The organism is Streptomyces sp. NBC_01283, assembly GCF_041435335.1.
Classification (GTDB): Bacteria; Actinomycetota; Actinomycetes; order Streptomycetales; family Streptomycetaceae; genus Streptomyces.
In genome coordinates this window covers 9,000,149-9,019,645 of sequence record NZ_CP108430.1, presented here as the reverse complement: position 1 = coordinate 9,019,645, position 19,497 = coordinate 9,000,149, and the positions used below count along the sequence as shown (strand labels likewise).

Below are 19,497 nucleotides of genomic sequence, written 5' to 3'. Positions count from 1 at the left end.
GAGGGCTAAGCGTGCCGATCTCGTGAGTGCGAGGCGGGAGGGCTTTCGTGCTGGACTCATGTCGATTCCTCTCCGAAACGGTGGGGGACGGGGACGTACGGGTCGAACGGTCCGTGCCGCACGCCAAGTGCGGCGAGTCTGTCGCCGTGCGCGATCAGGCGTGCGCGCGCCAGGGGCCAGGGGGAGGCGCCGTGCCAGGCCCGGTCGGCGAACGCGGCGAGCCGGGGGAAGGCCAGGTAGTCGATGTGGACCGCGGTGGGGGCGAACTCGGTCCACAACTGGGCCTGTACGCCGATGAGTTCACCTCCCGAGGCGGGGCTCTCGGGAGGGTCGTGGTCGTGAACGCTGCGGAGATCGACCACGATGCCGGGCTGGGCGGGTGGTTCGGCCGGGGAGGCGGACTGGGCGTAGTCGAGGTAGGCGGCGCTGTGCTGGCTGCTGACCACGTTGTGGCCGCGTTTGAGGGCGATGCGGGTGTGCTCGGGATCGCGCCAGGTCATGACGGTGAACTCGGGCGGCAGGCCCTCCCCCGTCTCGGCCCACGCGGTCGGGATCCGGCCGCGCCCAAGGAGGTGGTTGCCGACCTGGCCGAGGAACCATCCGCGTAACTCGCCCGGCCCTGACAGACCTTCGGCCTTGATGCGCTCGTGTGCGGCGGGGCTTGCGGCCCACTCGGTCGTGGGGCATTCGTCTCCGCCGACGTGCACGTGCGGGGAGGGAAAGATGTCCAGCACGGTGTCGAGGACGGCGCGGCAGAAGTCGAGGACGGGCTCGTGGACGCCGAGGACCGTGTCGCACACGCCCCAGCGGGTCCATACGTCGAGCCGGCGGCCCGGGACGGTGCCGAGTTCGGGATAGGCGGCCAGGGCCGCGCGGGCGTGGCCGGGCATCTCCACTTCGGGCACGATCGTGACGCCGCGGGCGGTGGCGTAGGTGACGAGGTCGCGCAATTCCCTTTCTGTGTAGGCCCCTTCGTGCGGTATGCCGTCGAGGACGTCGGACCCGGCGGGGCCCACCATCGACTGGGCACGCCGTCCGCCCACCTCGGTCAGCAGCGGATAGTCGGCGACCGGCAGCCGCCAGCCCTGGTCGTCGGTGAGGTGCAGATGCAGCACGTTCAGTTTGTGCAACGCGAGCAGATCGACGTAGCGGCGCAGGAATGCCACCGGCTGGAAGTGGCGTGCAACGTCGAGCATGAACCCACGCCACGCGTGCCGTGGTACGTCCGTGATCTCGACGCAGGGCAGGTGCCAGGGCACGCCCGGCCGGGCCCGGTTCGCCAGGGCTTGGGTGGGGAGCAGCTGACGTATCGTCTGGATGCCGCGCAGCAGACCGGTGAGGTGGGCGGCTCGCAGCAGCACGGCGTCGGACGAGATCGTCAGGCCGTAGCCTTCCGCGCCCAGTCCGCCGAGTCCTGGGTCGAGTGCGAGGACGAACGGACCGTCGGGGGCGGGGCTCAGCGGTAGTCCGGTGGCGGGTGCGATGAGGGTGCGCAGCAGGGTGGCGGCGGGTTCGGCGCCTGGCGTGACGCGCAGTGTGGTGTCGGGGTTGAGCGTGAAGTGGCCCGGTCGGTGGGTCAGTTGGGTGGGCGCGGGTACGAGTGCGGGGCGGGACGCGGGCACGGCGGACCTCCGGTGCGGGCGGGAGGGATGCGGGACGGGCGCTGTAGCGGGTCACACACGGTGGAGGGGCGGGCGCGGTGGAGGGGTCAGCCCTTGACGGCGCCGGCGGCGAACCCGGATGTCACGTGTCGCTGCAACAGCAGGAAGATCGCCAGCGCGGGCAGCGCGAACAGGGTCGAGGCGGCCATGGTGGCGCCCCAGTCGGTGCCGAAGGTGTTGTGGAACGAGGACAGCCACACCGGCAGCGTCCGGTGGTCCTGCTGCTTGATGATCAGGAAGTTGGCGTAGGCGAATTCGTTCCACGCCGTGATGTAGCCGAACAGCGACGTGGCCATCAGGCCGGGCGCGAGCAGCGGGAGCGCCACGTGCCGGAACGCGCCGAGCCGGGTGCAGCCGTCGACCTGCGCCGACTCCTCGAGCTCCGCCGGGATCGTCGCGATGAATCCGCGCAGCACGACGACGGTGAAGGGCAGCGTCATCATGAAGTAGACGAGGGTCAGTGTCGGCAGCCGGTCGAGCATCCCGGTGTCCCGGGAGATGATGTAGACGGGGATGATCAGGGACTCCCACGGTGCCATCTGCGCGATGAACACCATGAGCATGAACTGGCGGCGTCCGCGCCAGCGCATCCGGGCCACGGCGAACGAGGCTCCGAGCGCGACGAGCAGGGCGAGGGCGACGGCGCCCAGGGTGACGAGCACGCTGTTGCGCCAGAACAGGCCGAATCCGTCCGCGTCGATGGCCCGGTGGAAGTGGTCGAAGGTCCAGCTCTGCGGGAGCAGTTGAGGGCTGTCGGACTGGATGTCGCGTGCCGGTTTGAAGGCGGTGGTGACCATCCAGTAGACGGGGAAGAGGCAGACGACGACCGTCACGGTCGCGGCGATGTCGAGCGGCAGGCGGCGCAGTGCGCGCGAGGTCGTCACAGCTCGTTCTCCTGTCGGAACATCTGGCGGAAGTACGCGATCAGTACGCCGGACATGAGCAGCACGGTCAGCATCGACGCGGCCGATCCCAGGTCGTAGCGCTGCTGGGCCAGTGCGGTCTGCACGGCGTAGACCGGCAGGATCGTCGTGGCGTCGCCGGGGCCGCCGCGGGTCATCACCCAGATCTGCACGAACGCCTTGAACGTCCAGATGACTTCGAGGGAGAGGACCAGCATGAAGATCGGCCGTACGATCGGCAGGGTGACGGAGCGGAAGATGCGGAACCCGGATGCGCCGTCGATGCGCGCGGCCTCGTAGAGCTCGGTGGGCACGGTGGTGAGTGCCGAGTACAGCGTGATCGCGGCGAACGGCACCGACTGCCACACGACCAGGGTGACCAGGATGGCGAACGCCGCCGGTCCGTGCGCCAGCCACGGATAGCCTTCGAAACTGCTGAAACCGAGGCCGGTGAGGGCGTGGTTGACGATCCCGAACTCGGAGTGGAAGAGCCACTGGAACACGGTGGTCGCCGCGACCACGGGCATCGCCCAGGTGAGCACGAGCGCGCTGAGCACGGCCGTGCGGCCGAACCGCCCGAGCCGCTCCACCATCAGGGCCACGAGTGTCGACAGGACCATGATCAGCACGACGTTGACGGCCATGAAGAGGAAGGTGCGGCGCACCACGGTCCAGAACCGGGGGTCGGACAGCAGTTGCGTGTAGTTGTCGAATCCGGTGTAGTGCGCGTCACCGAGGATGAGCTGGCGCAGACCGAAGTCCTGGAAGGAGATCAGGACGGCCCGCGCCAGCGGGTAGACGAGCAGGTACAGCATTCCGAGGACCGCGGGCGTCACGAGCAGGTACGGCCAGATTCCGGATGTCGTGGCGCGGCGGCTGGTGATCGGCGTACGCCGAGGCTGTCGGGACACTACCGGGTCCATCGGGTCACGGACGATCGTCACGGCGCACTCCTCTCGGTGCGGGGGCGGCACGTCAGTGCGGGAGGCAGGCACTTCAGCGCGGAGGCAGTCGCTTCAGCGCGAGGGCGGTCGACGGGCGGGGGCAGTCAACGGGCGGGTCAGGAGCCGGACTTCATGGCGTTGGTGATGGCGTCGGACGCCTCGGCGGCCTTGTGCTTCGGATCGCCTCCCGTGAGGACGGCGGTCAGGTAGTCCTTGATGGGGTTCTTGGCCTCGACGGCGGCCCAGCCCGGCGTGTTCGGCGTCGCGTGCCCCACGGCCGCTCCCTGCGCCATGGCGGAGGCGCCCGGGTCGGAGGCGACCGCGCCGGCGAGCGTGGTCTTGTTGGGGACGTAGCTCATGGCGACGGCGAGCTTCTTCTGCCAGGCGTCGCCGGTCAGCTCCTTGACGAAGGTGTACGCGGCGTCGTGGTGCTGCGACACCGTCGGGATCACCAGGTCGGAGCCGCCGGTGAAGACGGCGCCCGGTTCGTCGGCCGTCTTGCCAGGGATCGGGAAGAAGCCCAGCTTGTCCTTGAGTTCGGGGTTGTTCTGCGTGACGACGTTGGCTCCGCCCGGCGTGCTGATGATCTGCGCGACCTGGCCCTTGGCCATGACCTCGGCCTGCGGCGGCTGCGCCTCGTCGGAGTCCTTGGGCCCCTTGCCCAGGGCCTGCAGCTTCTTGTAGAAGGTCATGGCGCGCAGCGCCTGGGGGCTGTCCAGCGAGCCCTTCCAGGTGCCGCCCGACTCGGTGGCGAGGTCGCCGCCCTCGTCCCAGACGAAGCCTGCGTAGGTGTACCAGTTCTGCCCGGGCAGGTAAATGCCTTGCTGCGAGCCCTTGTTGAGCTTCTTCGTCGCGGCCGTCCACTGGTCGCGGGTCTTGATGGAGAAGGCGTCGACGCCGGCCTTCTCGAAGAGGTCCTTGCGGTAGATGACGACGCGGTTCGCCGCGTAGTACGGGACGCCATACTGCTTGCCCTCCCAGGCTCCCGGCTCGGCGAGTCCCTTGAGCCAGGCGTCGCCGCCGAGGTCGTCGACCTTGTCGCTCAGGTCCAGCAGGCCGCCGCTCTGCGCGAACTGGGCGACCTGGGTGTTGCCCGTCTCGATGACGTCGGGGGCGTCGTTGCTGGCCAGCGCGGCGGTGACCTTCTCGCCGATACCGTCCCACTCCTGGATCTGGATGCGGACGTCGATGTCCGGGTGCGCGGCTTCGAAGCCCTTCTCGAAGTCCTTCTGGAAGGCGGACGAGACGCTGTCGCGCATCAGCCACACATCGATCGCGCTCTTCCCGCCGCCGGCGGAGTCCCCGTCACCGGAGCCGGACGAGCAGGCGCTGAGCCCGGCGACCGCGACGAGCGCGGACACACCGGCAAGGAAACGGAACTTCACGGTTCACCTCTGGGGTGCCGGGCCTGACCAGCTTCTAACTGGTCAGGTGACCTCTGGTGAGGGAGAAAGCTGGCATAGACCATTGGATGCGTCAACCCCCGCTGCAACCACGGGAGTTAATGATTTGGTTGTCGATCTCCATGCATTCGTGGTGCACTGGTCAGACAGCTGGTCGTACGGCAAGAGGGGGCGGAAGGTGACCACCGACGCGAACGACGCGGACGGGACGGCAAAGGCGGGGGTCGGGCGGCGCTCCTCGGGAGCGGTGCTCAAACGGGAGCGGGTCCGTGACCACCTCCTGCAACTCGTCGAGTCACAGCGCCCCGGCGATCCCATCCCCTCCGAGCGTGCGCTCTGCGCGGACCTGGGCGTCTCGCGCCCCACCCTGCGCGCGGCCGTGGATGAACTGGTCGCGGCGGGTGTTCTCGTCCGCGAACACGGGCGTGGCATGTTCGTCGCGCCGGAGAAGATCACCCAGGAGCTGATCTCACCTGCGCATGGGTTGAAGGTGCCGCGCGCTGGGGGCGCCTGGTCCAGCCGGCTCCTGGAGTTCACCACCATCCAGGCCGGCGCCCGCGTCGGCCGCAAGCTGCGCCTCTCCCCCGCCGCCCGGATCGTCTACGTGGCCCGGCTGCGGCTCGTCGACGGCGCCCCGATGGCCATCGAGCACCTGCACATCCGTGCCGATCTGGTGCCCGGCCTCTCCGCGCAGGAACTGGAGAACGGCGATCTGTACGAGCACTTGAGCGAGCATCATGACGTTCACGTCCGCGAAGCGATCCAGACCATCGAGCCGACGGTGGTGACCCGGGCCGAGGCCGACGTGCTCGATGTGCCCGAGCTCTCCCCCGCCCTGCTGGTCGAGCGGCTCACCTCGGACCATTCCGACTGCCCGGTCGAGTACGTCCACTCGCTGTACCGCGGCGACCGCTACCGCATCGTCTCCCGGCTCACCCTCGGCCCGGCCGCGACCGCACCGGAACCACGGCCCAGCCACCACCCCGGCATCCCACCCGGCGACTTCGCCCATCGCGACACGGTCGCTTCCTCGACCCATGGCGATGTGCAGGCGATCTGAAGCGGGTTGGGTGCCGGGGCTGACGGGACACGCGTCCGGTCGACCCCGGTTGGCGAGCGCTCGGATGCTGCGGGCGGCCCCACCAAGGCACTGGACTGCTGGTCAGGGAGCCTGCCGGGCTACGCCTCGTGCAGCTACTTGATGTCCTGACCGGCATGGCCAGGGCGGGCCGTCTGGGCCCGGTGTTCAGCGGAGCCGACTGGAACGATGTGACCGAAGCGCTCGGCGAACGCTGGGAAATCGGAACGACGAGCCGGAACAGAAAGCGGCCCCGGCTCTACGCCTACGGAGACCTTGAGCTGAGTGTCTGCCACTGCCGCAAGGTCGCTCTCATCTACCTCCAGACTTGGCGTGACGCCGTCGACCTCCCACCGTCGATTGTCGGGGGACGGGGACGTTCCCCGCACGGATCACGCATGCGGATGTGGTGTCCGCCCTGGACTAGGCCGCCTGCCCCTGGCAGCCCCACGCCCGGCTGACCTTCGGCGACCAGTGCTCCCTCGCGGCAATCCCCTCTGGAGCGAACTTCACTTTCCGGATCCCCGAAGGCGAAGAGCCCGTGCTGCACGTCGCGGGACTGCCCGGCGGCGGACACGACTGCTCCGCACGGGCCGAAGGCCAAGGTCACCAGCACGACGCTCCGTCAGAACGGGCTGATCCCCGCAGAGGCAGGAACGGGCGGCGGCCGATCCGCTGACAGCGGCCCATCGAGACGCGGGTCAGGCCTGCTCGAGCAGCGTCTTCAGGTGCGACATCATCATGGTCCAGCCGCCGCTGACGCCCTCGAGCATCTTGGAGTCGGCCGAGGTGAAGCCGTCGTGGGTGAGGGTCAGCTTCACGCCCAACTCCGGCTCCTCGGCCGGCTCGATGTCGAAGGTGACCTTCGAGCGCTCCTTGGCAGCCTCGGCGAACTCCTCGTCGCTCATGCCGAACATCTCCGCATGCATCGGCTGGAGCGTGTGCCAGGTGTAGGCGAGCCGCTTGCCGGGCTCCGACTCGGTGACGACCTGGCCGAGGTCCTGCGGCTCGCCGCCGTCCTCGACCGGCCACAGCACCTTCGAGCCGACCTTCCAGTCGGAGGAGGGTGCATAGCCTCCGTGGTACTGCTTCAGGAACTCCGGGCTGGTCAGTCCCTCCCAGAGCTTCTCGGGCGTGGTGCGGATGTAGATCGTGTAGACGAACTCGGGCTTGGTCATGGCCGTTCCCTCCAGGGCGTGCTTCAGGTTGCTGAGCGCGGCCATCCGGCCCCGCTCGTACTGGCCGATCCAGCGGTCGGCAATGTCGTGGATGGGGACGGGGTTGAGGTAGTGCAGCCGCTCCCGGCCATGCCGGACCACTGTGACCAGGCCCGCGCCCTCCAGCACCGACAGGTGCTTGGACACCGCCTGCCTGCTCATGTCCAGCTCCGCGCACAGCTCGCGCAGGCTCTGCCCGGTCCGTTCGTTCAGCCGGTCAAGCAGTTGCCTGCGACTGGCGTCCGCGAGTGCCTTGAACACCTCGTCCATGTCATCCAACCCCCTCCCCACCAAATTGGCAACCATTTGGTTGCATGTCAAGCGGGGGGGCGCTGGGACGACACCGCGAGGGGGCCGCGGCACCTCGGCATTACCCTGCGGTCGCAGCTGCGCGCCCGCCCGTCATCCACTCCACTACCTCGACCGCCCGGTAGGGCCCGCCGTCCGGACTCAGGTCCGAGAGGAAGTCCAGGTCCTGCCCCAAGGTGAGGACCGGCGGCTCGTCCTGCCCGCGGGGGTGGCGCTGGCCGAGCCCGACGGTGGCGAGCAGGCCGTTGCACAGGCACAGGCGGTCCTCGGTGTCGGCGTCCGAGCCACCCTTGCGGCGATAGGCGGCCTCGGGTTCGGCGGAGCAGCGATAGCCGATCGCACCGCCGGCGGTGCGATAGGGAGCGCGTAGGTAGCCGAGGTCGCAGACACGGCGACGGGCTGTGCGCACGGCGGGGTCGGAGAGGGTGCCCGGCAGCTCGGCGACCTTGAAGGGGAATGCGGTGGGCGATGCCAACGGATCGTTGCGCACCTTCAGCTCTTTGGCGTGGGCCCGGGCCCTCAGCGCCAGGCGCAGGCCGGGCTCCAGGCCGGACTCCTCGCAGAGCGCGAACGCGCTGCCGACCTGTACACCGGCCGCGCCCAGGGCTCGGGCCGCCGCGAGCCGTTCGGGGTGGGCGGCGCCGCCCGCGAGCCAGAAGGGAATGCCGATCTTCGCCATCTTTGCCAGGTCGGGGTGATCCCGCGGTCCGTACACGGGTTCGCCCTCCGCATCGAGCTGCAGAGCACCGCGGGGCGGGGCGCTGTGACCGCCCGCGCCATGGGTCTCGATCACGAACCCATCGGGCGTGGTGGCTTCGTCGCGGGCCAGGTACGAGGCCAGGAGAGGCAGCGAGACGATGGCGAGGACGTGAGGGCACCGCAGCGGTCCGGCGAGACCCATGGCTCGGGTGGCAGGGGGATTGGGGGTGGTGGACGAACGTACGGCGGGAACGAGGGACTCGATCCGCACGTCCTGCACCTGCCGCTGCCCGTCCGCAGGCAGCTTTCGGCGGCATCCGGCCTCCTCACCCCCTCCCCCGTCCTCGCCCTCGCACTGGCAGCCCTGCTCCGCCCCGAGGGCCGTACGGCCCAGCAGGGCGGCCGGGTCGAAGGAGTGGACGTAGTCCTCCTGGGCCCCGTCGAGCCGGATGTGCGTGCTCACCGGCTGCATCCGCGCCAGTCGGCGCGTCATTTCGGGGACGTGCCCCGGAACGCCCGCGCCCACCAGGACGCAGTCCACCCCCGCGAGGATCGCTCCGAACAGGCCCGGAGCGAGGCCCAGTTGTATCTTCTCTAGGTAGTTGATCCCGACCGGAGCCCGGTGCCCCTCCTTGGCGAGCCACACCTCGACGAAGTTCCCGAGCACGGTGAGCAGTTCGGCCAGCTCCCCGCGCTCGGCCCGCAGCATCGGCTGAGCACGAAAACGCTCTCCCGCCGCGACACCGCCTTCGACATAGAAGCGGTCCAGGACCGCGGTCGCCAACTCCGGTACGGGGAAGGCCGCGAGGGCGCGGCGCACGTCTCCGCCCGGGTCGCCGATCTGGAGCCGGCGCGTCAGGAGGGCATCGAGAGCCGTGCCCGACACGACGCCGAGCTGCCCGGCACGGCCGACGGCTCGGGCCAGGCGCCAGCCGGAGACACCCACGCCCATCCCTCCCTGGATGACCTTGGGCAGTTCCCCGCTCGTCGTGGCCATCGACATGCCCCACCTCGTTCCTCGCGCTCCGCAACCTACGGAACCGTAGGTTGAGCCAGGAACCCAGTCTTCGCCACCGTCCTCCACAGACCCCACGCCGAAGGACCCGACTGCTGGTGACCAAAGGCCTCCGGGCGGTGGCTGTTGGACCCGGCCCTGCGAGCCACCGCCAGGGGGGAACAGTGGCGTAGAGGTGCTTGGGGGCGCCTCTCCCCCTATTCGAGCTATTCGAGACGGCCGAAGATGTGGACGGCAGGCGAGTCGGGATCGTCTCCATAGAAGAACTCGGACGCGGCTTGGTGATACTCGGCCCGCGACAGGGCTCCAGAGGCGTCGAGGTCGAGCGCGTGGAACACCTCGGCGCACTCCGCGTTGGCGGCCCGTCCCGTGCTTCCGAAGATGTGGGTGAACTCGGCGAGACTGATGGCGCCATCGCCGTCGCTGTCGGCCAGGTCGAAGAAGCGGTCGGCTACCGGCGCGAGCTCCTCGGGATAGCGAGCGCGATCGGTAAAGGTGGCGGCGAACGCCTGAGCCAGCTCCGCTGAGCTCACCCTGTCGTTCTTGTCGGCGTCGGCGGGGGCGATCACGGACTCCCAGAATCCGTGCATGGTGTCGTACATCTGCCGCGCCTGCGGGGAGTCGGAGGGAATGCCCCTGGCCTGGACGTAGCGTTCGCCCATCATGACGACATCCCGCCGCGATATCGCACCGTCACCGTCGACGTCCGCGGCGCGGAACCATCGCTCGTACTTGCGTTTGCGCAGCTCATTCATAGGCGCAAGGTAAATCCACATGAGCGGCTCGGCCAGGGCGATTCCCGGTCGCCGTTGTGGACCGGGGGTGGCCCCCGAAGCGGTGCCGACATCGGTTGTTGCCGAGACATCCCGTTGTCGTCACGGTTGAGCGGCGCACCCAGCGTGCAAGCGGGGTCGATCCCTCTACATCGCCGTCATGCACTCCGCCATCACTCTTGCGCCCACCGCCGGACGACTCATCGCCGACGAACTCGTGACCGGCGGACCAGCCCCCGAGCTACAGCGCTGCCGCCCGCGCATCCATCCGTGACGGCAAAGCCCTCTGGCACTCCTGCACACCTCTCGGCCTGGACCTGTTCGCAGCCGCCACACACGCCCGTGGCCCCGCCACAGGTATGACCGATCACTGATGCCCGTCCCGGTTGAACCCGGCGCGGATGGGCACCCAGTACGAGGTGGAAGGGGAGGGCTGTGACGCCTGGGGAGGTAGAAGGACCTCCAGCGGAGTGTTGAGTCAAGAGGCGTCGGTGTAGGCGAGGTGGGTGGCGCAGACGGTGCAGCGGAAGAGCATGACGGTTGCCGCTTCGCCAAGGTGTGTCAGGAAGCGCTCGAGTTGGGCGGCGTCGTGCCAGCCGCTCATGCGCAGGTCGAGCCGGAGTTGCTCGAGTGCCTCGGGGTGCGTTGCCAGCTCGGTGTAGCCGACCTCGCCGATGAAGGCGGCCGCGTCGTGGCAGTGGACGAGCCAGTGCGGATCTTGCCAGGCGTGGAATCCGGGGGTGCGGCGGGTGACCTCGTGCAGGGTCGCTTCGCTGACGCCGTCGAGCCCGTACGAATCGGAGAACTCGCCTTCGAATCGTTCAGCGGCGCTGCCGTCAGCGATGCACCAGGGGCAGAGGTTCCCGTTGATCTCTTGGGCGGTGTAGAAGCTCGCGGTGTAGATCCACCCGGTGCTGCGGTCGCAGCAGACGCACTTATCGGCGCTCGCGCGGATGGATCCGCTGGCGAGAGGGTCGGGGTGATAGCGGAAGAAGGGCAGGCCGACGCTCACGAATGCTGCCCCGTCCGTGAGCCGATGCCCATGCCCATGCCTGTCAGTCTCATGGGCTGCAGTCTCCCCTAACGCTGTTCTGACAGGCGCACAGCACTCCATTTACGCGGGGCAGAGCGTGCCTTGAGGTACGCCACGCTGTCAGTTCTCCATTGCGGGAAGGCCGGCCAGGCCGGTGTCGAGCATGATGCGGTCAACTGTGTCGGTGAGGGTGCTGTCGGCCTCGACGACCGTCTCGACCCCGCAGGACAGCAGATCCAGCTCCCGGTACCAGTCCCTCAGTTGTGGCTCACCGACCTCGTGCGCGATGGGCTTGGTGGCGTGGCGCGCCAGTGTCTGCTCGAACGGCACATGCAGGTAGTAGCCGTGCGACGGGCCGCGGTGGTCCGCGCGCAGCCGGGCGAGCATTTCGCCGTAATGGTCGGCGTACAAGATCCCTTCGACCACCACGTGATACCCGGCGTCCAGGGCGTAGCGGGCGGTCAGATCGATCAGGCCGATGTTCGCCGCGCCGGGCCGGTCCCGCTCGCGGAGCACGATCCTGCGCAGGTTGTCCTGCTCCACCCAGGCCAAGCCGCGGCCGAAGCGGTCACGGATACCGGCCGCGACGGACGACTTGCCCGAGGCGCTATTGCCCCGCAGGACGACGAGTCTCGTGTTCTCAGTGCCCACCATCACCCGCCGCAGGCTACCGGCAGCCACGGGCCATCGCCGGGCCTCATCCCCCCGGTCCGCGGCCAGTTGGATCCGCCTGACGCGGGCAGCCGTCGGATCGTTAGCTCGTGCCGTGAGAGGGCGGGGTGGCCCGTGGGGCAGAATCGGAATCGCCGGAAGCGCCTCGATCCGCCCAGCTGGGGTGGTGACCGCTTCCGTCCATCCAGAGTCCCACGGCGCCCGTGCCTGCGCCGAGTTCGGAGTTTCGGCAGTGCTTTTCGACGTCACCCGCAGCGAACTCGCGGACATCTTCGGCGAGGACCGGCTCGCGACCCTGCCCGCCAGCGCCTTTCCGCCCTCCGCAGCGGACACCGAGGGCGCCCGTCTCCTGCAGACCATCGGCGTCCCCACCGGGACGCTCTGGCTCCGCGAGGTCGACGCAGACGCCGGTGTGCTGCCCCTCGTCCAGGACGTCGTCGACGCCGAAGACTTCGAGGACGCCCCTGCGGATGCGGGCCAGTGGCCCGTCATCGGCTGGCTGCTCAACGCCCATCTAGCCCTCGACCCGCGTTCCGGCAAGGTGCACGCCTTCGACGCCGACGAGGAGACCGTGCAGGAACTCCACGCGGACGTCTCCTCCCTCGTCCAGGTCACCCTCCGATTCCAGCGCCTGCTCGAGGAGTTCACCTTCAGCGGCAGCAACGGTGACGACGGCGACGAGGAAGCCGACTTCGAACGGCTGGATCGCGAGGTCGAGCGTATCCGTCAGGAGACGAGCAGCCTTGACCCGCTGCCCTTCCAGGACGACGAATCCGTCTGGGCAATGGTCGGCGAGGAGATCGCCGCGGGCCAGCGCTTCAAGGGCGACAGCCCCGGAGCCCGCTCGCTCTGTGGGTGATCACCTGCCTGCCGATGTTCAAACCTCCGCGGCCGACCCGAGAAGCTCGTCATCGGGAAATTCTGCGCGCTGGGCAGCGGGGTGCGGTTCCTCATGAACGGTGCCAACCGCCGGATGGACGGGCCGTCTCTCCCCCTCTTCCCCACCATGGGCGGCTCGTGGGCCGAGTACTGGCCCATCGCCTGCACCACCGAGCACCTGCGAACCATCATGTCCGGCAGCGTCGAGGACCTGGAGAGCGCGGCGCCAGGGCACTCAGTCAGGCCGTCTCACAACCCGGCGACTCACCCTGCCACGGCGGTGGTTGAGTAATTCCAGCAGACAATGGTTGGCTCCAAGGCAGCCGCCCCGCACCCAGGACCGAGAGACGAGAGACGAGTACTCAGCAATGCCCACTTCGCCCCATCACAGCCCCTTCGCCGACTGGCTTCGCGCTCACTCCGTACCGCTCACCCACCTCGACCCCGAAGCGTCTATCGACGACCTGAAGCCACTGGAAGCCCTCATCGGCGACGCGCGCGTCGTCGCGATCGGCGAGAACTCTCACTTCATCAACGAGTTCGCGCACCTTCGACAGCGCATCCTGCGCTACCTCGTCGAACGCTGCGGCTTCACCATCCTGGCCTTCGAGTACGGCCTCAGCGAAGGCTTCCCCCTCGACGCATGGGCCCAGGGCGAAGGCCCCGAAAGCGAGCTCTCGGCCCACCTCGCCGCAACGATCCCCGTGGGAGTCGACGAGCCGCTGCGCTGGATACGCCGACACAACCGCACGGCATCACCACCGGTGCGTTTCGCCGGCATCGACATCCCGGCGGCCGGCGGGTCGCTGCTTCCCGCCCTGACTCCGGTCACCGACTACCTGCGCCGCGTCGACCCCGAAACCCTGCCGGCGATCGAGACGGCGACACGCATCTCCAAGTCGTTCGCCGGAGGCTCCGCAGCCGACGCCGCGCCCGCGTGGGCCCGCCTGCCCACCGCGGAACAGGACGCCCTCACCGCCACCCTGGCGCGCCTGCTCACCCGCTTCCACGCCGTCCGGCCGCTGTACGTCTCCCGCAGTGATCAGCACAGCTACGACATCGCCTTGCGACGTCTTCAGGCCGCCTGCCAGGGCGACCACACCTTCCGTGCCATGGCCGGTCTCTTCGCCGGGAATGGGCTCACCGCCGACACCTCCGCCAGGGACGCCTACATGGCCGAGTCGGTTCTGTGGCATCTGCAGCGCACCGAGGCCGGCGCTCGCTGCGTGCTGATGGCCCACAACGCCCACATCCAGACGACACCGGTGTCCTTCAACGGCAATCTCACCGGGTTCCCCATGGGCCAGTACCTGCGCAACGCCCTGGGTGACGACTACTTCGCGCTCGGCCTGACGAGCACCAGTGGGCACACCGCTGACATGCGCCCCGACGAGGACGCACCCTTCGGTTTCACCGTCGTCCCGACCGCGCTGCAGCCGCCCGAGCCGGGAAGCGTCGAAGCGGCCTTCGCCGAGGCAGGGCCCGGCCTCGCCATCGCCCCTCTCCGCCAGGCACGCGCGGATGCCGGTGACAGTACGGGCCTCACCACGGCCCCCGACCGCACCCGGATACAAGGCGCCTATCTGCACGTCCCCGTCGTCGAGGCGTTCGACGCGATCCTCAACGTCCCGACCTCGACGGTGGCTGACGGATTCACCACGGCCTGAGCACGCCAGAAGCCGAGGGGGAAGAGAGGAAGGGAAGAGGAGGAAGACACGCTTCGACGACAGCCCTGCGCTGCGCCGTGCTCGGAGGATGCCGAGGTGTCGGTGTCTTCTGGGTACGCCGATTTCCGGGGGGTGCGTACTGCGTTTGTCGGCGTTTTGCGGGTAGACGGTCCGCATGACGGGTGGCATTACGGATACCGGGGCGGACTGTATGGACCACGCGGGGGCCGATGGCCGACAGTCGCTGTTCGGCGGATCGGAGTCGGTTTCCGCTGCGTTCGAGGGCAGCGAAGAGATCGCGGAAGCCCGTGACCTGGCCCGTTCCTTCCTGACCGAAGTGCAGGCCCTCCATGGGCTGCCGGTGTCCAGGCGGGCGATGGACATGGTGCAACTGGTGGTCAGCGAACTGGTGACCAACGCCCGCAAGTACGCCCCCGGTCCGTGTCTGCTGACGCTGGAGATCCAAGGTGGCGCCGTCCAGGTGAGCGTGTGGGACAGCAACACGACCCTTCCGGCCGTCCTGACGGCCGACCCGGGCCGGATCGGGCAGCACGGCTTGGAGATCGTCATGGCCGTCTGCCAGAGCTTCGCCGTTCACCGGGAGCCGGTGGGCAAGCAGATCACGGCGTCCGTCGTGCTGGCCGACGACCCCGGCGGGGACGCGGCCGGCCGCCAGATGTGACCGCTGTTGGTCTCATCCTTTGGCGCCTGCATCACCTCGACGTAAGGAACGCAGACCAGAACAGAGCAGAACAGGCCGCCGGTCTGCGTCCGCCGGGTCGGTGAGGTGGCGGATTCGGTCGCTCTCGTGGCCTTGAGGTGCTTCTCTGACCGCGGCTCCCCCGCTGTGAAGTTCCGCCAAGTCCGGCCGCAATCCCGAGTTCCAGGCGATCCTGCCGATCCGCGGCAAGATCCTGAGCGTCGAGAAGGCACGCATCGACAAGATCCTGCACAACCAGGAGATCCAGGCCCTCATCTCGGCCTTCGGCACCGGCCTCCACGAGGACTTCGACCTCGCCAAGCTCCGCTATCACAAGGGCATTCTGATGGCGGACGCCGACGTCGACGGCCAGCACATCAACACCCTGCTCCTGACGTTCCTGTTCCGCTCCATGCGGCCGCTGATCGAGCACGGTCACGTCTACCTCTCCCGGCCGCCGCTGTACAAGGTCAAGTGGAGCCGGGAGCACGCCGAGTACGCCTTCTCCGACCGGGAACGCGACGCCCTCATATAACAGGGCCGCCGACAGGGGCGGCGCGCATCAAGGACGACTCCATCCAGCGCTTCCAGGGCTTGGGCGAGATGAACGCCGAGGAACTGCGCATCACCACCATGGACATCGACCACCGCGTCCTGGGCCAGGTGAGCCTGGACGACGCCGCCGTCGCCGACGACCTCTTCTCCGTTCTCATGGGTGAAGAGGTCGTCGAAGCGCGCCGCTCCATCCAACGCAACGCCAAGGACGTCCGCTTCCTCGACATCTGAGCCCCAGCCGGGCGGCGAATCCACTACCTCGGCGACGGGGCGATCGCGACCATAGACCGTGGCGACTTGGCTGATCCGCTCAAGAGGTACCGGCGCGTACGGCGGTCGTTGCCAAGGTGGTGTAGTTCATCGTGAAGCGTCCGCCCAGGGAATCGATGGCTCCCCCCACCGCGTCCAGCACCTCGGCCAGCTGATCGGGACGGAGTTGGGTGAGGCCGCCGGTGGTGGGGAGCAGGTCCAGCCATTGGTCACGCGTGTAGGACTGTTCCCAGTCGAATCGCCACTGTTCGGGCTCGTCGAACTGTTCGGTCTCGCGGATCTTGTCGGCGATCTTCGCGTAGGCCGCCTTGTAGAGGTCGAGTGGACGTCGGGCCGGTTGGCCGTTGAGCGGGGAGTCGGGCGCCACCCGCCGGTAGGCAGCGGCGAACGGTTCGGCCACCTCGGCAGGCGGCTCGTACACGTGCCCGAAGATCGCCAACCGACCGCCCGGCCGCAGCACATGCGCCGCCTTCACGGCACCGATGGCGGGATCCACCCAGTGCCACGACTGGGCGGCAATGACCGCGTCGAATGTCCGCCCGCCCGACTCCCAGGCTTCAAAGTCCGCCACCTCGACCTGCACGCCACGAGCTCGGGCGAAGTCGGCCATCCGCGCATCAGGCTCCACGCCGAGCACGGCGCAGCCGACGGCCTGGAACTGGCGGGCTGCGATACCGGTGCCACAGCCGACGTCGAGCACGTCAACTCCCGGGCTTCCGGCGACGATTCGGGCCACCAACTCATCAGGGTAGTTGGGCCGGGCCTGGTCGTAGCGTTGCGCGTCAGCGCCGAATGACTCGGCCATCCGACGGGCCTTGTGCGGTTCCGACCGGGATGGATCTGGTTGCTCTCGCGGTAAGGTGGGCATGCGCCCACCTTAGTGGGCGCATGCCCACTACGCCATCGTTGGCAGCGAGTTGACGCACGAGAGGACCTGTGGATGCCGACTGGGGTACACCTTCGCGACGCTCGTCAGCATCTGTTCGACGCTGCCGAACGCGTGCTCCTGCGGGACGGACCCAACGGGATGACCAGCCGGGCCGTCACCGAAGAGGCGGGCTGCGCCAAGGGCGTACTGCACCGGCACTTCACCGACTTCGACGCCTTGCTCACCGACCTCGTGCTCGACCGGGCCGCGCAGCTCGAGACGCAGGCGATCGCGCTGCGCGAGTCCGCCGGAACCGGCACAGTGGCCGGCAACCTCACCAGCGCGCTGACCACCCTGTTCGGGCCGGTACCGGTGGCGATCATCCCGCTCATCACCTTCCGGGACGAGCTGCGCGCGCGACTGCGGCAAGCCAGGCCCGGAGGCGGGATCGCGATCCTCGCCGAGGCCACGACCGCGGTCTCCGCATATCTGGCCGACGAGCGTGAACTCGGTCGCATAGCGGCCGACGCCGACATCGACTCACTCACCCTGTCCCTGGTGGGGGGCGGGCATCTCCTGTTCGCGGACCGCGACCCCGGCCCGCCGACCTCGGCGGCCGTCAACAAGCTCGTGACAGCGGTTGTCGCCGACGCCGTGCGACGGCGACCGACGTAGCGCTTCGGCCTTGCCGGGCGGGCGGGCGGGCGGGCGGGCGGCACGAGCCAATACCCTGAGCCCCGTCCGCACTATCTGGGAGTGACATGACAAGCAGGTTCACCGAGTTGGCCGTTGACTGCCACGATCCGGAGAGGCTCGCGGCCTTCTGGTGCCAGGTCCTGGACTTCAAGGTGATCGACCGGAGCGAGGGCAAGGTCGAGATCGGCTCGTGGGTACCGACCATCGAGGATGTCCGGGCACGCCAGATGCCGCCCACCCTGCTGTTCATCCGGGTGCCCGAGGCCAGGACTGTAAAGAACCGGCTTCACTTCGACATCAGCCCGATCGACAACAGCACCGACGACGAAGTGACCAGACTGCTCGGCCTCGGCGCCGCCAGGACCGATGTGGGTCAGGGCCCGCACTGCGGCTGGGTGGTCATGGCCGACCCCGAGGGCAACGAGTTCTGCGTCCTGCGCACCCTGGCACCGCAGGGCCGGCAAGTAGTCGAGTCGTAGTTCGGGTCGAGCGCCACCCCGATCGGCCGGTACCGGTGATGGCAGGTACCGCCGCGATCGAGGCGGCTTGTGGATCTGCCGGCCACCGCCATCGAGGAGGGTTGGGGCCCGTCCTTGATGAGCGGGTACCGGCCGACGCCGTCTAACGTCGACTACTGCTGGTCAGACGGACCGGCCTCACTTCAGGTGCCGGTCGAAGAACCGGCCCCCGTCCTCCACCTCGAACCACGGGGTACCGGTGTGCCCGCCCAGATTGGCATGCAGCGTCTTCTCCTTGGTGCCGAAGGCGTCGAACAGGTCCAGGGCCCGCTGCCGAGGGTTTCCCTCGTCATCCCACTGCAGCAGGAACAGCAGCGGAACCGTGACCTGCCGAGCCTCCTCGCGCTGAGCGCTGGGCACGAAACCCCCGGCGAAGAAGCCGACGGCCGCGATGCGCGGTTCGACCACCGCCAGGCGGATGCCGAGGGCGGTCCACCCCGAGTACCCGACCGGGCCGCCGATCTCGGGCAGCGCAAGGAGGGTGTCCAGGGTGGTCCGCCATTCCGGGACCGCCTTTTCGACCAGCGGGCCGATGAAGGACTCGAAGATCTCGTCGACCGGCTCGCCGGCCTGCATCGCCCGGCGGAGGTCGGCGCGTGCCTGCTCATCGGCGGCGGAACGGGGCCGGCCACCGCATCCGGCGGCGTCGATGGTGGCCACCGCGTAGCCGCGCGCCGCGGTGTGCCGGGCCCGGGCCACCAGCCGGGGTTCCGCCTTGGGCAGGCCGTTGTTGTGAGCCATCAGGATCAGCGGGGCCGGTGCGGCTGGTGCGGCGGATTCCGGCGTCCACAGGGTGCCGGGGATCTCGCCGAGGGTGAACTCGCGCTCGAGGACTCCGTCGTCGAGACGCTGTTCAGAAGTGAAATGCATGGTCGTGCCTTTCGGGAGAGCACTGGAACGGCGCTCCCGGACGACCTATCGCCCGACCGTGACCCCGGAGGGGAGCACCCATGTCGATACTGCGTTCACGGGTACCACCTCCTCGTTCTCTCGCACGGCCTCCGGCAAAGTAGCAGTGGCCACCGTGGCTCGCCAACGGGTTTTCGCGGAGGCTCCGCGGCCGGATGCCACGGAGCCTCTCGCCCAAAGGCCAAGGCCCCGGCACAACGCAGAAGCTCGTATGCCGGGTAAGGGGGCACGAACACCGATGGACATTTCTTCTAGAAGTAGTGTTTACGTCCACCCACCGCACGCCCGCTCGCGCCCAGGACCCACAGGACGGCGCCGACCACGACGAGTATGCCGCCGACCGTCGTCAGCAACGAGACACCGACCAGCAGGCCGATGATGAGCAAGATGACACCAAGGACAATCATGATTCTTCCTAACGTCTAGTCTCGGTGGTACGCGCGGCCTTCTGTCCGACCTGCAGTTCCCGCCCTCTGCACAGCCCTGAACAGGTGGGAACCTGTCACCCGCGAACTGTGCGGCTGCTGGGTCGTTGCCGTGCTAGCTCCGTGTGCCCCTCTGCCGCCGACCCATGCGCGGGCGGGGCACCACTTCGCTCGGGGCACCTTGTTGATGGAGGCCGGTGGGACGGCCGCCGCGAGCGTGTGGGAGGTGGAGAGGTCCCGTGCCTGCGTCACTGATGTGCAGGAAGTGTCTTTCTCTCGAGACGGGATTCGTCTACGTATGGGA

General features: G+C 68.6%; 18 protein-coding genes and 2 pseudogenes. 8 read left to right on the top strand and 12 right to left on the bottom strand.

The window, feature by feature from the left end; translation table 11 throughout:
• Positions 1–56 precede the first annotated feature (56 nt).
• From OG302_RS40750 to OG302_RS40735, 4 genes are all read right to left on the bottom strand, one after another.
• Positions 57–1,622 carry a beta-N-acetylhexosaminidase gene (locus tag OG302_RS40750; RefSeq protein WP_371749789.1) on the bottom strand — a complete coding sequence of 522 codons (1,566 nt, stop codon included), beginning with the start codon at positions 1,620–1,622 and terminating at the stop codon, positions 57–59.
• 86 nt (positions 1,623–1,708) lie between these two features.
• On the bottom strand, positions 1,709–2,545 hold the full coding sequence (locus tag OG302_RS40745; RefSeq protein WP_371749788.1) for a carbohydrate ABC transporter permease: 837 nt from the start codon (positions 2,543–2,545) through the stop codon (positions 1,709–1,711).
• A complete protein-coding gene (locus tag OG302_RS40740; protein ID WP_371750381.1) occupies positions 2,542–3,486 on the bottom strand; it encodes a carbohydrate ABC transporter permease in 945 nt (314 codons plus the stop codon). Before OG302_RS40740 ends, OG302_RS40745 begins: the two co-directional genes overlap by 4 nt.
• Positions 3,487–3,623: 137 nt before the next feature.
• Positions 3,624–4,892, bottom strand: coding sequence for an extracellular solute-binding protein (locus tag OG302_RS40735; protein ID WP_371749787.1), 1,269 nt, complete (start codon positions 4,890–4,892; stop codon positions 3,624–3,626).
• Between the two features lie 265 nt (positions 4,893–5,157).
• On the opposite strand from OG302_RS40735, the gene OG302_RS40730 reads away from it, so the two are divergent.
• Positions 5,158–5,970 (top strand): GntR family transcriptional regulator, encoded by an 813-nt coding sequence (locus OG302_RS40730; protein WP_371750380.1) that lies wholly within the window; start codon positions 5,158–5,160, stop codon positions 5,968–5,970.
• Between the two features lie 719 nt (positions 5,971–6,689).
• On the opposite strand, the gene OG302_RS40725 is transcribed toward OG302_RS40730, so the two are convergent.
• From OG302_RS40725 to OG302_RS40705, 5 genes are all read right to left on the bottom strand, one after another.
• A complete protein-coding gene (locus tag OG302_RS40725; protein WP_371749786.1) occupies positions 6,690–7,475 on the bottom strand; it encodes an ArsR/SmtB family transcription factor in 786 nt (261 codons plus the stop codon).
• 100 nt (positions 7,476–7,575) lie between these two features.
• Positions 7,576–9,210 carry a nitronate monooxygenase gene (locus OG302_RS40720; protein ID WP_371749785.1) on the bottom strand — a complete coding sequence of 545 codons (1,635 nt, stop codon included), beginning with the start codon at positions 9,208–9,210 and terminating at the stop codon, positions 7,576–7,578.
• Between the two features lie 224 nt (positions 9,211–9,434).
• Positions 9,435–9,983 (bottom strand): EF-hand domain-containing protein, encoded by a 549-nt coding sequence (locus tag OG302_RS40715; RefSeq protein WP_371749784.1) that lies wholly within the window; start codon positions 9,981–9,983, stop codon positions 9,435–9,437.
• Positions 9,984–10,479: 496 nt separating this feature from the next.
• Entirely contained in the window at positions 10,480–11,013 is a 534-nt protein-coding gene (locus OG302_RS40710; RefSeq protein WP_371749783.1) for a CbrC family protein, read from the bottom strand.
• 141 nt (positions 11,014–11,154) lie between these two features.
• Positions 11,155–11,688 carry a kinase gene (locus OG302_RS40705; protein WP_371750379.1) on the bottom strand — a complete coding sequence of 178 codons (534 nt, stop codon included), beginning with the start codon at positions 11,686–11,688 and terminating at the stop codon, positions 11,155–11,157.
• A 250-nt stretch (positions 11,689–11,938) separates the two neighbouring features.
• Here OG302_RS40705 and OG302_RS40700 point away from each other — a divergent pair, with 250 nt between their 5' ends.
• From OG302_RS40700 to OG302_RS40680, 5 genes and pseudogenes are all read left to right on the top strand, one after another.
• Positions 11,939–12,565, top strand: coding sequence for an SUKH-4 family immunity protein (locus OG302_RS40700; RefSeq protein WP_371749782.1), 627 nt, complete (start codon positions 11,939–11,941; stop codon positions 12,563–12,565).
• A gap of 39 nt (positions 12,566–12,604) precedes the next feature.
• Positions 12,605–12,695, top strand: a pseudogene (locus OG302_RS40695) (antibiotic acetyltransferase); the annotation flags it as partial.
• Between the two features lie 258 nt (positions 12,696–12,953).
• Complete coding sequence (locus OG302_RS40690) at positions 12,954–14,252, top strand: erythromycin esterase family protein (RefSeq protein WP_371749781.1); 1,299 nt, start codon at positions 12,954–12,956, stop codon at positions 14,250–14,252.
• Between the two features lie 211 nt (positions 14,253–14,463).
• On the top strand, positions 14,464–14,934 hold the full coding sequence (locus OG302_RS40685; RefSeq protein ID WP_371749780.1) for an ATP-binding protein: 471 nt from the start codon (positions 14,464–14,466) through the stop codon (positions 14,932–14,934).
• A gap of 172 nt (positions 14,935–15,106) precedes the next feature.
• Positions 15,107–15,738, top strand: a pseudogene (locus OG302_RS40680) (toprim domain-containing protein); the annotation flags it as partial.
• Between the two features lie 79 nt (positions 15,739–15,817).
• On the opposite strand, the gene OG302_RS40675 reads toward OG302_RS40680, so the two are convergent.
• The gene (locus OG302_RS40675; protein WP_371749779.1) at positions 15,818–16,645 is read right to left on the bottom strand and encodes a class I SAM-dependent methyltransferase; all 828 of its coding nucleotides are present in this window, start codon (positions 16,643–16,645) and stop codon (positions 15,818–15,820) included.
• 72 nt (positions 16,646–16,717) lie between these two features.
• Here OG302_RS40675 and OG302_RS40670 point away from each other — a divergent pair, with 72 nt between their 5' ends.
• Both OG302_RS40670 and OG302_RS40665 read left to right on the top strand, forming a co-directional pair.
• Positions 16,718–17,320, top strand: coding sequence for a TetR/AcrR family transcriptional regulator (locus OG302_RS40670; protein WP_371749778.1), 603 nt, complete (start codon positions 16,718–16,720; stop codon positions 17,318–17,320).
• A gap of 86 nt (positions 17,321–17,406) precedes the next feature.
• On the top strand, positions 17,407–17,820 hold the full coding sequence (locus tag OG302_RS40665) for a VOC family protein (protein WP_371749777.1): 414 nt from the start codon (positions 17,407–17,409) through the stop codon (positions 17,818–17,820).
• Between the two features lie 177 nt (positions 17,821–17,997).
• On the opposite strand, the gene OG302_RS40660 is transcribed toward OG302_RS40665, so the two are convergent.
• Both OG302_RS40660 and OG302_RS40655 read right to left on the bottom strand, forming a co-directional pair.
• Positions 17,998–18,729 (bottom strand): dienelactone hydrolase family protein, encoded by a 732-nt coding sequence (locus OG302_RS40660; RefSeq protein ID WP_371749776.1) that lies wholly within the window; start codon positions 18,727–18,729, stop codon positions 17,998–18,000.
• 290 nt (positions 18,730–19,019) lie between these two features.
• Complete coding sequence (locus OG302_RS40655; protein WP_361841925.1) at positions 19,020–19,175, bottom strand: DUF6131 family protein; 156 nt, start codon at positions 19,173–19,175, stop codon at positions 19,020–19,022.
• Between the last annotated feature and the right edge of the window lie 322 nt (positions 19,176–19,497).